The organism is Actinospineispora acaciae DSM 45401, assembly GCF_000620785.1.
Taxonomy (GTDB): domain Bacteria; phylum Actinomycetota; class Actinomycetes; order Mycobacteriales; family Pseudonocardiaceae; genus Pseudonocardia; species Pseudonocardia acaciae.
Genome location: NZ_JIAI01000008.1, coordinates 63164 through 75712 on the forward strand (window position 1 = coordinate 63164; position 12549 = coordinate 75712).

Sequence of the window (12549 nt, forward strand, 5' to 3'; positions counted from 1 at the left end):
GAGAAAACAGGAGTGGGTGTGGACGACAACGTGCTGATCCAGGTCGACGGGCCTCGGCTGGCCACCGCGAACGGCGAGCCCGTGCTGCTGCGCGGCGTCGGCCTCGGTGGCTGGATGAACATGGAGAACTTCGTCACCGGCTACCCGGCAACCGAGTCGTTGCAGCGCAACGCGCTGCGCAGGGCGCTCGGCGAACAGGGGTACGAGCGGTTCTTCGCCCGCTTCTTCGAGGCGTTCTTCGCCGACGCGGACGCCGAGTACCTCGCCTCGTTGGGCCTGAACTGCGTCCGGCTGCCGTTCAACTACCGGCATTTCGAGGACGACGACCGGCCGTTCGAGCTGAAGGACGACGGCTTCCGGCTGCTGGACCGGGCGGTGGACGCGTGCGCACGACACGGGCTTTACACAATCCTGGACCTGCACGCCGCGCCCGGCTGCCAGAACCAGCACTGGCACAGCGACAACCCGACCCACTGGGCGTTCTTCTGGACGCACCGGCACTTCCAGGACCGGGTGGTCCACCTGTGGGAGGCGATCGCCGACCGCTACCGGGACAACCCCTGGGTGGCCGGGTACAACCCGCTCAACGAGCCGGGGGACGCGGGCGGGACGGCGATCGGACCGTTCTACCGACGCCTGCACGAGGCGATCCGCGCGGTGGACCGGCGGCACGTGCTGTTCCTGGACGGCAACCGGTACAGCACGCAGTTCGACATGTTCGGCGACCCGTCCGAGCCGTGGCCGAACACGGTGTTCACCGTGCACGACTACGCGCTGCCGGGCTTCGTCGACGGGGGCGACTACCCGGGGGTGAGCCGGGGCGTGTACGTCGACCGCGGCGTCGTCGAGCGGACCTTCCTGGAGCGCACCGAGTACATGCGGCGCACCGGCACGCCGATCTGGGTCGGCGAGTTCGGCCCGGTGTACACCGGCGACCCGGCGCGGGACGAGCGGCGCTACCGGCTCCTGGAGGACCAGCTCGAGATCTACCGCGAGCACCGGGCGAGCTGGAGCCTCTGGACCTACAAGGACATCGGTCTACAGGGCCTGGTGCACGCCACGGCGGACTCGTCGTACCTGCGGCTGATCAAGCCGGTGCTGGACAAGAAGGCCCGCCTCGGCGTCGACGCGTGGGGGTCGCTGGACACCGGCGTCCGGCACATCCTCGACCCCATCGAGCGCACCTTCGCCGAGGAGTTCCCCGACTTCGCGCCGTTCCCGTTCGGCCAGCGTTCGTGGGTTAACGTGCTGGTCCGTCACATCCTGCTGGCCGAGCCGCTGGTCGCCGACTTCGAGCGCTGCTTCGCGGGCGTCGGCCCGGCCGAGGCGGAGCGGCTGGCCGACTCGTTCCGTTTCGAGCACTGCGCCCGGCGCGAGCGGTTGGCCGGGATCCTGAGGGAGAGCAGTTGATCGACAAGTCACGCCGGGTCACCGGGCCGGCCGGGCCGCGAGACACCCGCCGGCACAACCTGAGCCTGGTGCTGCGGGAGGTGGTCGCGGCCGAGGCGAGCTCACGAGCCAACCTCGCCGAGGCCACCGGGCTGACCAAGGCGACGGTGTCCAGCCTGGTCAGCGAGCTGATCGAGGCCGGGCTGCTGGTGGAGGGCGGGCAGGACACCGCCGGCCGGATCGGACGCCCCGGCCTGATGCTGTCGCTGAACGGCGACAGCGTGGCCGGCATCGGCCTGGAGATCAACGTCGACTACCTCGCGGTGTGCGTGCTCGACCTGCTCGGCCGGGTGCGGCACCGCCGCGTGGTACGCACCGACAACCGGCTGTCCCCGCCGGACGAGGTGATCAACGCCGTGGCGCGCCTGGGCCGCCAGGCCATCGGCAAGGCCGAGCAGCAGGGCATGCTGCCGGGCGGGGTCACCGTCGCGGTGCCCGGACTGGTCGAGCTCGGCGAGGGCACGCTGCTCACCGCCCCGAACCTGGGCTGGCGGCGGATGCCGCTGGCCGCCATCCTGGCCGAGCGGATGCGGCGGCCGGCGCCGAAGGCACGCATCGAGCACCAGCCGAGGGTGCGCATCGAGAACGAGGCCAACCTCGGCGCGCTCGGCGAGCTGTGGGAAGGCCGGGGGCGGGCCTGGGGGGACTTCTGCCACATCTCCGGCGAGATCGGGGTGGGGCTCGGGATCGTGATGGGCGGCGCGCTGCTGCGAGGCTCCGGCGGCCTGGCCGGCGAGTTCGGGCACATCCAGGTGGACCGCGACGGGCCGCGCTGTCCGTGCGGCTCGCTGGGCTGCCTGGAACGGCTGGTGGGCCAGGAGGCGCTGCTCGCGACCGCCGGCATCGACGCCGAGCTGGCCACCAGCATCGGCGACCCGAAGGACGGCGGCGCCGCCGCGCTGGTCGCGCGGGCCCGCGCCGGGGACGGCCGGACCCTCGCGGCGCTGGCCGAGGCCGGTGACGTGCTCGGCGCGGCCTGCGGCACCCTGGTCAACCTGCTCAACCCCGCCACGATCGTGCTGGGCGGCATCTTCGCGCCGCTGGCGCCGTGGATCCTCGAGCCGTTCCGGGACGGGCTGCGCCGATGCTCCCTGGCCACCCGGTGGCAGGCGCCCCGGGTCGAGGTCTCCGAGCTCGGCCCGGAGGCGGCGGTGCGCGGAGCGGCCTCGTCCGCGCTGCGCGACATCCTGGCCGATCCGTACCTCATGCCACGCGGGAGCAAGGAGGTTTCCTGATGAGCACCACACCCACCCGGGAGGACCGGTTCAGCTTCGGGCTCTGGACGGTGGGCTGGCAGGCCCGTGACCCCTTCGGCGATGCCACCCGGCCTGCGCGCGATCCGGTGGAGTCCGTGCACCGGCTGGCCGAGCTGGGCGCCTACGGCGTGTCCTTCCACGACGACGACCTGATCCCGTTCGGCAGTGCCGATCCCGTCCGGGACGGCCACATCAAGCGGTTCCGGGCCGCGCTGGACGAGACCGGGCTGGTGGTGCCGATGGTGACAACCAACCTGTTCACCCATCCGGTGTTCAAGGACGGGGCGTTCACCAGCAACGATCGGGACATCCGGCGCTTCGCGCTGCGCAAGACACTGCGCAACCTGGACCTCGCCGCCGAGCTGGGCGCGTCCACCTACGTGTTCTGGGGCGGCCGGGAAGGCTCGGAGGTGGACGCGGGCAAGGACGTGGCCGCCGCGCTGGACCGCTACCGGGAGGCGCTGGACCTGCTCGCCCAGTACGTCCTGGATCGGGGCCTCGGGCTGCGGTTCGCGCTGGAGCCCAAGCCCAACGAGCCGAGGGGCGACATCCTGCTGCCCACCATCGGGCACGCGCTGGCGTTCATCTCCACCCTGGAACACGCCGAGATGGTCGGGGTGAACCCCGAGGTGGGCCACGAGCAGATGAGCAACCTCAACTACGTGCACGGCGTGGCGCAGGCGCTGTGGCAGGGCAAGCTGTTCCACATCGACCTGAACGGGCAGCACGGGCCCAAGTTCGACCAGGACCTGGTGTTCGGGCACGGTGACCTGCTCGGCGCCTTCTTCCTGGTCGACCTGCTGGAGCACGGCCCGCCCAGCGGCGGCCCCGGCTACCAGGGTCCCCGGCACTTCGACTACAAGCCGATGCGCACCGAGGACAGCGCGGGGGTGTGGGCCTCGGCGGCCGCGAACATGCGGACCTACCTGTTGCTCAGGCAGCGGGCGCGGGCCTTCCGGGCGGACCCGGAGGTGGCCGAGGCCCTGGCCGCCAGCCGGGTGGGCGAGCTGGCGATGCCCACCCTCGCCCCCGGCGAGAGCCACCGGGAGCTGCTCGCCGACCGGGGCGCGTTCGAGGAGTTCGACGTCGAGGCCGCCGCCACCCGGGGTTACGGCTACGCCCACCTCGACCAGCTCGCCGTCGAGCACGCGTTGGGTGCGCGCTAGTGGTGGCGGGGGCGGTGGTGGATAAAACAGCGCTGGTGGCGGGGGTCGACTCGTCCACCCAGTCGTGCAAGATCGTCATCCGGGACGCGGAGACCGGCCGGCTGGCGCGCGAGGGGCGCGCGTCCCATCCGGACGGGACCGAGGTCCATCCCGAGGCGTGGTGGACGGCGCTGGCCGAGGCCGCCCGGCAGGCCGGCGGGCTGGACGACGTGGCCGCGATCTCGGTGGCCGGCCAGCAGCACGGCATGGTGTGCCTCGACGAGCGCGGCGAGGTGGTGCGGCCCGCGCTGCTGTGGAACGACACCCGCTCCGCCCGGGCCGCCACCGACCTCATCGCCGAGTTGGGCGGCCTCGACGCCGGCCGGCGGGCGTGGGCGGACGCGGTCGGCCTGGTCCCGGTCGCGTCGTTCACCGTGACGAAGCTGCGCTGGCTGGCCGAGCACGAGCCGGACAACGCCGCGCGCACCCGGGCGGTCTGCCTGCCGCACGACTGGTTGACCTGGCGGCTCGGCGGCACCGGCCTCGACTCGCTGACCACCGACCGAGGGGACGCCAGCGGAACCGGTTACTACTCGGCGGCGACCGGCGAGTACCGGCGTGACCTGCTGGAACGGGCGCTGGGCCACGACGCCGTGCTTCCCCGGGTGCTGGGCCCGGCCGAGCAGGCCGGTCGGCACGCCGCCGCCGTGCTCGCCCCGGGCACCGGCGACAACGCCGCCGCCGCGCTCGGGCTGGGCGCCGGGCCGGGGGACGTCGTGCTGTCCATCGGCACGTCCGGGGTGGTGTCCGCCGTCGCGGGCAATCCCACCGCCGATCCCACCGGGACGGTGGCCGGGTTCGCCGACGCCACCGGCCGGTTCCTGCCGCTGGTGTGCACCCTCAACGCCGCCCGGGTGCTGGACTCCGCCGCCCGGATGCTCGGCGTCGACCACGAGGCCCTGTCCCGGCTCGCGCTCTCCGCGCCCGCGGGCAGCGACGGGCTGGTGGTGGTGCCCTACCTGGAGGGGGAGCGCACCCCCAACCGGCCCGATGCCACCGGCGCGATCCACGGCCTGCGGCTGGAGACCACCACCCCGGCCCACCTGGCCCGCGCCGCCGTCGAAGGCCTGCTCTGCGGGCTCGCGGACGGGCTCGAGGCGCTGGTCGCGCACGGCGCGCGGGTGGAGCGGGTGCTGCTGGTGGGCGGCGGTGCCCGGTCGGAGGCGGTGCGGCGGATCGCGCCCACCGTGCTCGGCGTCCCGGTGCACGTGCCGCCGCCGGGCGAGTACGTCGCCGACGGCGCGGCCCGACAGGCCGCCTGGACGCTCGGCGGCGGGGACGCGCCACCGGCCTGGCGGTTGGGTGCCGCCGAGGTGCATAACGCGCGGCCGGTGCCCGCCGTCCGCGAGCGCTACGCGCAGGTGCGGGAGCTCGTCGCTCGCCGGGCCGACAACTAGGGCCGTACCCGTCCCGACTCCGCGTTCGCGGGATTGTCGCCTGATTCGTTCCGCACCTGCTGTTATGAACGTTCTCGCAGGTCAGGGGTGACGTTGTTGATCCGGTAAGGAGACTCACTCGCGGTTAGGCTCGTGGTATGTCAGCCACCGAACTCGGCCTGCCCGGCATCCGAGGCGCCAAGCCACTCGGCGTCCGCGATCCCGCCCGGCCCGACGACCCGAGGCTGATCGACAGGTTCGGCCGGGTCGCCACCGACCTGCGGGTGTCGCTGACCGACCGATGCAACCTGCGCTGCACGTACTGCATGCCGGCCGAAGGCCTGGACTGGACGCCCCGCGACGAGCTGCTCAGCGACGACGAGATCGTCCGGCTGGTCACCATCGCGGTGCGCCGGCTGGGCGTGGAGGAGGTGCGGTTCACCGGCGGCGAGCCGTTGCTGCGGCGCGGGCTGGAGTCGATCCTCGCCCGGGTATCCGCGCTGCGCCCGCGCCCGGAGATCTCGCTGACCACCAACGCCATCGGCCTGGCCCGCAGGGCGCGCGGGCTGGCCGACGCCGGCGTCGACCGTTTGAACGTGTCGCTGGACACCCTGCGGCCCGAGCGGTTCGCCACCATCACCCGCCGGGACCGGATCACCGACGTGCTGGACGGCATGGCCGCCGCCCGCGCCGCCGGGCTGGACCCGGTCAAGGTGAACACGGTCCTGCTGCGCGGGGTCAACGACGACGAGGCGGTGCCGCTGCTGCGCTACTGCCTGGACGCGGGCTACGAGCTGCGGTTCATCGAGCAGATGCCGCTGGACGCCCAGCACGGCTGGCAGCGCACCGAGATGGTCACGGCGGCGGAGATCCTGTCCCGGCTGCGCGAGGCGTTCGTGCTCACCCCGGACCCGACCGAGCGCGCCGGCGCGCCGGCCGAGCGCTGGCTGGTGGACGGGGGCCCTTCCGTCGTCGGCGTGATCGCGTCGGTGACCAGGCCGTTCTGCGGCGCGTGCGACCGTACCCGGCTCACCGGCGACGGCCAGCTACGCTCCTGCCTGTTCGCCCGCACCGAGACCGACCTGCGCGCCCTGCTGCGCGGCGGCTCGACGGACGAGGAGATCGCGGACGCCTGGCGCGGCGCGATGTGGGCCAAGCTCGCCGGCCACGGCATCGACGACCCCAACTTCCTGCAGCCCGACCGCCCGATGAGCGCAATCGGAGGCTAACCCCGTGTCCGTGACCGTCCGTTACTTCGCCGGCGCCCGAGCCGCGGCCGGCGGTGTCTCCTCCGAGGCCGTCACGCTCCCAGAGGGCGCCACCGTAGCGGACATATTGTCACAGCTAGAAGCCCGCCACGGCGCCCCACTGGCCCGCGTACTCAAGGCGTCAAGCCTCCTCCTGGACGAAGTAGCGGTCCGTGACCAAACCCTCCGCCCGCACCCCAACGCCACCCTCGACGTCCTCCCCCCCTTCGCCGGCGGCTAAGCGCCCGCCCGTCCCCCGGGTCCCTGTCTGTCCGCGAGTCGCGGATTTTGTCAGGGTGAGTCGGGATTTCTGTCAGGTCCGCTCCAGCGCCGGGAGCAGGGTCGCCACCAGGTCCGTGACGAACTCCGACCGCCCGGCCTCGCTCAACGCCTCGCCGGTGAACGCCACCAGGAACGCCCGCTGGAAACAACCACCGACCAACGCGGCCGCCACCGCGTCCGGCCGGGCATCGTCGGAGACCCGCCCGGCCGCCTGCTCGGCCCGCAGGTACTCCGCGACCGCCTGGTTGGCCCTCGCCGGCCCCGGCCCCCTGGCCAGCACTCCGTCACGGTGGCGGACCAGCAGCGCGGCGTCGGCGAACACCGACGCGGAGATCGGGAACGACTCGGTGTAGAACGCGAGCATCTGCTCACCGGCCTGCCGCAAGGTGCCCGCGACCGTGCCGCGACCGACCCGCTCGGTCAGGTCCTCGGAGACCAGGTCGACCCGGGGGAGCCGCTCGGTGAGCACGCACAGGAACAGGTCGACCTTGTCGGCGAACGTCTTGTACAGCGTCGCCTCCGAGTAGCCGGCCGCCTTGGCGATCTCCTTGGTCGTGGTGTGCGCCAGGCCGCGGGCGCGCATCACCTCGGCGGCGCCGTCCAGCAGCCGGTCCCTGGTCGAGCGGGCGGTCTCTGTGTCTCTCGCCGGCAACGAAATCCTCCTGGCGCGGTGAGTAAATGCTCACTACCGTAGGTGAAGTGGTGAGTAAATGCTCACCCACCATAGTGGAGGAGCCGACATGAACATCACGGTCTTCGGCGGCACCGGGCCGACCGGCCGCGAGCTGATCCGGCTCGCGCTCGCCGACGGACACAAGGTCACGGCGGTGGCGCGCAACCCCGCCGCACTCGCGGACCTCCAGAACACCGGGCTCACCGTCCGCGCGGGCGACGTGCTGGACGCCGCGACGCTGGCCGGCACCGTGGACGGGGCGGACGCGGTGCTGTCCGCGCTGGGCAGCCGAACCGGGCGGGCGCCGACCACCGTGTACTCCGCCGGGACCGCGCACATCCTCGACGCCATGCGCGCCGCCGGCGTCCGGCGCCTGGTCGCGCTGACCGCCGGCCCGATGGGTCCGCGCGAGCAGCGCAGCCCGTTCGAGCGGCTGCTGGTCAAGGGGCTGTACCTGGCGTTCGGCGGCGGGTACGACGACATGGCGCGGATGGAGGAGCTGCTGCGCACCCGCGCCGGCGACCTGGACTGGACGGTCATCCGCCCGCCGAGGCTGACCGACAAGCCGGCCACCGGGCGGTACCGCTCGGCGGTGGACTCCCGGCTGGACGGGGCCTGGTCGATCACCCGCGCGGACCTGGCCCGCTCGATGCTGGCGGTCCTGGATGACCCGGCGACGGTGCGGGCGGCGGTCCGGGTGGCGAACTGACGCCGTGTGCTGAGACGCCGGACTCGGTGTGCTGTGACATTGGCTCGCTCGCAAGCTCGCTCACCTGAAGTCGGTCGCTGCGCTCCCTCTCTGACGCCGGACTCGCGGACGGGGGGTACGGGCGGGTGCCGTAGGTGCGGAGGCCGGCGTCCAGGAGGGTGAGGGTGCGGGTGGCTTGGGCGCGGACTCGGTGCGGGAGGGTGGGTCCGGCCTGGCCGGAGAGGAGTTGGGAGCGGGCGTAGTGGATGAGGGCGCGGTGGGTTCCTACCAGGGCGTGCGCAACCGCCCATGGTTGGACGTCGTCGCCGGTTTCCTCGGCGAGGAGGGTGGCCACCGAGCGCGCGTAGTCGTCGTCGGCCTGGCGTTCGCGGGCGCGCAGTGACGGGCTGGTGCTGATCAGGCGGGCGATGGTGGCGATGCGCTCCTGGTCGGCGGGCGCGGCGGCGTCGAGCAGGCCGTGCGGGCCGAGCATGACCGCGCGGAAGGCGGCCAGCACGGGCTGGCCGGGCGGGCGGGTGCGCAGCGCGGTGAGCAGGGCGTCGCCGAAGGCCGTCATGTCGCCGTAGATCAGGTCCTCCTTGGTGCGGAAGTAGTTGAACACGGTCGCCTCGGACACCTCGGCGCGCCTGGCCACCTCGGCCACCGGCACCCGCTCGAAGCCACGCTCGGCGAACAGCGCGAGGGCGACGTCGGCGATGCGCCGACGAGTCCGGCGCTTCTTGAGCTCACGCAGACCCGGCCCGGAGGTTCGCATCGGACGACGTTAACACCTTGACGTCTTGTCACTCTAAAATTATGGTCACTCTAAAGTTCGTGAGACACAAAGGAGAGCGACCATGACGACCCCACTCAAGACCCGTCCCGCCCATCCCGGGCCGCCGCTGGCGGCGCCGGCCATCGCGTTCGTGGTGCTGTTCATCGCGCCGGGGTTCTTCGGCGGCGCTGGCGGCATCCCCTCGCCGTTCGGCCCGACCGCGACGGTGCACGCCCACTTCGCGGCGAACCTGATGTCCTCGCAGCTCAACGGCTTCATGATGTTCCTCTCGGCGGTGTTCCTGGTGTTGTTCAGCGCGCTGGCGCTGTCCCGGCTGACCTACCTGGCGCCGAACGCCCCGGGGCCGACCATCGCCGGCGTCGGCGGCGTGGTGGCCGGCGTGCTGCTGGCGGTGAGCGCGCTGGTGGGCTGGGTGCTCGGCCAGCCGGTGGCGGTGGAGCAGCCCGGGCTCACCCACGTCCTGCACTTCCTGTCGTTCGTCCTGGGCGGTCCCGGGCACGTGGCCGCGCTCGGGCTGCTGGTCTTCGGGCTGGCGATCACGTCGTGGTTCCTGCGCCGGGCGCCCCGGTGGCTGTGCGTGGTCGGGTTCGTGATCGCGGCCGTATCGGTGCTGTCCAGCGTGTCGCTGGTGGTCACGCCGGCCGCGCCGCTGATCCCGCTGGGCCGGTTCACCGGGATGGCCTGGCTGGTCGCGATCAGCTTCCTGATCCCCCGGGAACGCGCCGCCCGCCGAGAAGGGAACTGATCATGCGCGTCAGCATCAACATCAACATCAACAACCACGCCTGGCCGGCGCCGGTCCGCGACGGGCTGGGCCGGGCGGTGGGCGCGGCCGACGAGGTCGGCGTGGACACCGTGTGGATCGGCGACCACCTGCTCGCGGTCGACCCCAACCAGCGGCTGGAGGACGACACCCTGGAGGCGTACGTCACGCTCGGGTTCCTGGCCGCGCGCACCGAGCGGGTCAGGCTGGGGACGATGGTCACCGGCGTGACGTTCCGGCCGCCCGCGCTGCTGGTCAAGGCGGTCACCACGCTGGACGTGCTGTCCGGCGGGCGGGCCTGGCTGGGCGTCGGCGCCGGCTACCACCGGGTCGAGGCGGACATGATGGGCCTGCCGCTGCCGCCGGTCGCCGAGCGCTTCGAGCGGCTGGCCGAGACGCTGCGCATCGCGCGCCGGATGTGGTCGGGCGACGAGAGCCCGGTGCACAGCGAGCACTACCGGCTGGACCGGCCGCTGGCCCACCCGGCGCCGCTGAGCCGGCCGCATCCGCCGGTCCTGATCGGCGGCATGGGCGAGCGGCGGACGCTGCCACTGGTCGCGGAGTACGCCGACGCGTGCAACCTGTTCGACATCCCCGACGGCGGGCGGACGCTGCGGCACAAGCTCGCGGTGCTGGCCGAGCACTGTGAACGGCTGGGCCGGCCGTTCGACGCGATCGAGAAGACGGTGAGCACCCGGCTGGAGGACGGCGAGCCCGGCGAGGAGTTCGCGAAGCGGTGCGCGGCGCTGGCCGAGATCGGGATCGAGCACGTGGTGGTGATCCAGAACCGGCCGTGGACCCCGGCGGACGTGGCCCGGCTGGCGCCGGCGGTGGCCCTCGACAGCCGGGAACGCTGACAAAAACCCCGACTCACCCTGACAAAATCCCCGACTCGCGGGCGGTTTACGGCACGGCGGTGGGGAGTGCGGACGTGTACGAGGGGTACGGGCCTACCGGGTCGGCGGCGAGGAGGGCGTGGACTATGGCTCGGGACACGCAGTCCGCGCCGGCGGCCAGCAGCTCGTGCAGGTCGTCGCCGTCGGGGGCGGGGCGCGCGGTGGTGGACAGGGCGAACGTGGTGTCGCCGTCGTGCATGGTGTGCACCGGGCGGACCGCGCGAGCCAGGCCGTCCGCGCCCATCCCCGCCAGCAGCGTGCACTGCGACTTGGTCAGCGTCAGGTCGGTGCCGAGCAGGGCCAGCGTGGTCGCCCGCAGCGGGCCCTCGACGGCGGTCCGCAGCGTGCCGGCCGCTCGCACGGCGGCCAGCTCCTCGGGGTCCGGTCTTTGTAGCGTTGCGAACTCGCCGGGCAGCCCGTACCGCGCGCCGTAGGGTTCGCCCGTCTCCGGGTGCACCGCCGAGCCGGCCGCGTTGAGTACGACCAGCGCGGCCACCGTGCCCCCACCGCTGAGCACCGCGCTGGCGCTGCCCACGCCGCCCTTCAGCCCGCCGGCCACCGCCCCGGTCCCGGCGCCGATCACGCCCTGCCGCACCGCCGCCGACCCGGCCGGCGCGCGCGCGTCGTCGTACGCCGCCGCCCCGGTCGACGCGTCCGGCCGCGCCCCGAAGTCACCGCCGCGCAGCAGGTCGAACACCACGGCGGCGGGCACGATCGGCACCACGTGTCCAGGCTCGCGCCCGACCGGAAAGCCGACCCCGTCCGCCTCCAGCCGCCGCATCACCCCGTCGGCCGCCGCCAGCCCGTACGCACTACCGCCGCTGAACACCACGGCGTGCACCCGATCCACCAACCGCCGTGGGTCGAGCAGGTCCGTCTCCCTGGTGCCCGGCGCGGCGCCGCGCACGTCGACGCCCGCAACCGCCCCGCCCGCCGGCGTGAGCACGACAGTCGTCCCGGTCAACGCCCCCGGGCCACGCAGCGTGGCATGCCCCACCCGCAGCCCGGGCACGTCCGTCAGCCCGTTCGTCTCTCCCGCTCGCATCAGCGCTGGTCAGAGCCCGTGAGTGGTTAGCGTTGCTATGGCAACGCTAACCACTCACGGGTCATGAGCTGCGGCGACGGCGGCGGGAGCGGCGGATGACGACGAAAACGACCAGCAGGCCGATCAGGAGCGGGCCGAGGCGCTTGAGCACGGGCGCGCCGGCGGTGTCCAGCAGGTCGATGGCGTCGACCTCGCTGCGGGTGCTGGGTTCGGGAGCGGCGGCCAGCTTGGGCGCGACGCCGTTGGCGCTGGCCGTGCTCGCGGCCGGGGCAGGGGCGGTCTTGGTGGCGGCGGCCGGCTTTGCCGCGGACCCCTCGGCGCCGGCTTCCGCGGCGGCGGGCGATGACGCGGCGGCGGTCTCGGGCGCGGCGGCCTCGTCCGACTTGCCCAGCTTGTTGGCCAGGCAGGACGAGAACTGTCCGACGATCTTGTCGCTGACGTCGGCCATCACGCCCCGGCCGAACTGCGCCGGCCGCCCGGTGACCGTCATGTCGGTGACCATCTTCACGGTGGTCTGGTTGTCGCCGTCGGCGTGCAGGGTGCCGGTCACGGTGGCGCTGGCGGTGCCGTTGCCCCGCGAGTCCCGCCCGGACGCCTCGATCACGACCTTGCGGGCCTTCTCGTCACGCTCGACGAACGTGCCCTTGCCCTTGTAGGTCAGCGAGATCGGACCCAGCTTGACCTTGACCGTCCCGGTGAACGAGTCGCCCTCGTAGTTGTCCAAGGTGGCGCCGGGGAAACACGGCGCTACCCGGCGCGGGTCGTTGAACGCCGCCCAGGCCTCGTCGATCCCGGCCGGCACGGTGAACGTGTTCTCCAGCTGCATTGGCTTCAAGTCTCCGTTCTACAAAACCCCGTTTGAGCATACGGACG

General features: G+C 73.0%; 13 protein-coding genes. 9 read left to right on the top strand and 4 right to left on the bottom strand.

The window, feature by feature from the left end:
- The first annotated feature begins 18 nt into the window (after positions 1–18).
- From N912_RS0130400 to N912_RS0130425, 6 genes are all read left to right on the top strand, one after another.
- The gene (locus tag N912_RS0130400; RefSeq protein WP_211261449.1) at positions 19–1410 is read left to right on the top strand and encodes a glycoside hydrolase family 5 protein; all 1392 of its coding nucleotides are present in this window, start codon (positions 19–21) and stop codon (positions 1408–1410) included.
- Positions 1407–2684 carry an ROK family transcriptional regulator gene (locus N912_RS55715; RefSeq protein WP_051581026.1) on the top strand — a complete coding sequence of 426 codons (1278 nt, stop codon included), beginning with the start codon at positions 1407–1409 and terminating at the stop codon, positions 2682–2684. Before N912_RS0130400 ends, N912_RS55715 begins: the two co-directional genes overlap by 4 nt.
- The gene (gene xylA / locus N912_RS0130410) at positions 2684–3871 is read left to right on the top strand and encodes a xylose isomerase (protein ID WP_028925351.1); all 1188 of its coding nucleotides are present in this window, start codon (positions 2684–2686) and stop codon (positions 3869–3871) included. Before N912_RS55715 ends, xylA begins: the two co-directional genes overlap by 1 nt.
- A 14-nt stretch (positions 3872–3885) precedes the next feature.
- Positions 3886–5307: a xylulokinase gene (gene xylB / locus N912_RS0130415; protein WP_211261466.1), complete on the top strand. Its 1422-nt coding sequence runs from the start codon at positions 3886–3888 to the stop codon at positions 5305–5307.
- Between the two features lie 137 nt (positions 5308–5444).
- Positions 5445–6515 (top strand): GTP 3',8-cyclase MoaA, encoded by a 1071-nt coding sequence (moaA, locus tag N912_RS0130420; protein WP_028925353.1) that lies wholly within the window; start codon positions 5445–5447, stop codon positions 6513–6515.
- A 10-nt stretch (positions 6516–6525) separates the two neighbouring features.
- Positions 6526–6774 (top strand): MoaD/ThiS family protein, encoded by a 249-nt coding sequence (locus N912_RS0130425; protein WP_342670883.1) that lies wholly within the window; start codon positions 6526–6528, stop codon positions 6772–6774.
- A gap of 72 nt (positions 6775–6846) precedes the next feature.
- On the opposite strand, the gene N912_RS0130430 is transcribed toward N912_RS0130425, so the two are convergent.
- Positions 6847–7467 carry a TetR/AcrR family transcriptional regulator gene (locus N912_RS0130430; protein ID WP_028925355.1) on the bottom strand — a complete coding sequence of 207 codons (621 nt, stop codon included), beginning with the start codon at positions 7465–7467 and terminating at the stop codon, positions 6847–6849.
- An 88-nt stretch (positions 7468–7555) separates the two neighbouring features.
- On the opposite strand from N912_RS0130430, the gene N912_RS0130435 reads away from it, so the two are divergent.
- Entirely contained in the window at positions 7556–8197 is a 642-nt protein-coding gene (locus tag N912_RS0130435; protein ID WP_028925356.1) for an NAD(P)-dependent oxidoreductase, read from the top strand.
- On the opposite strand, the gene N912_RS55720 is transcribed toward N912_RS0130435, so the two are convergent.
- Positions 8112–8951 carry a TetR/AcrR family transcriptional regulator gene (locus N912_RS55720; RefSeq protein ID WP_051581027.1) on the bottom strand — a complete coding sequence of 280 codons (840 nt, stop codon included), beginning with the start codon at positions 8949–8951 and terminating at the stop codon, positions 8112–8114. The genes N912_RS0130435 and N912_RS55720 overlap by 86 nt on opposite strands.
- An 82-nt stretch (positions 8952–9033) precedes the next feature.
- Here N912_RS55720 and N912_RS0130445 point away from each other — a divergent pair, with 82 nt between their 5' ends.
- Positions 9034–9717, top strand: a complete 684-nt coding sequence (locus N912_RS0130445; RefSeq protein WP_028925357.1) for a hypothetical protein — start codon at positions 9034–9036, stop codon at positions 9715–9717.
- A gap of 2 nt (positions 9718–9719) precedes the next feature.
- Complete coding sequence (locus N912_RS0130450; protein WP_028925358.1) at positions 9720–10592, top strand: TIGR03560 family F420-dependent LLM class oxidoreductase; 873 nt, start codon at positions 9720–9722, stop codon at positions 10590–10592.
- 46 nt (positions 10593–10638) lie between these two features.
- Here the strand turns inward: N912_RS0130450 and N912_RS0130455 are convergent, their stop codons facing one another.
- On the bottom strand, positions 10639–11676 hold the full coding sequence (locus tag N912_RS0130455) for a P1 family peptidase (protein ID WP_028925359.1): 1038 nt from the start codon (positions 11674–11676) through the stop codon (positions 10639–10641).
- Positions 11677–11737: 61 nt separating this feature from the next.
- Entirely contained in the window at positions 11738–12502 is a 765-nt protein-coding gene (locus tag N912_RS0130460; RefSeq protein ID WP_028925360.1) for an SRPBCC family protein, read from the bottom strand.
- Positions 12503–12549 lie beyond the last annotated feature (47 nt).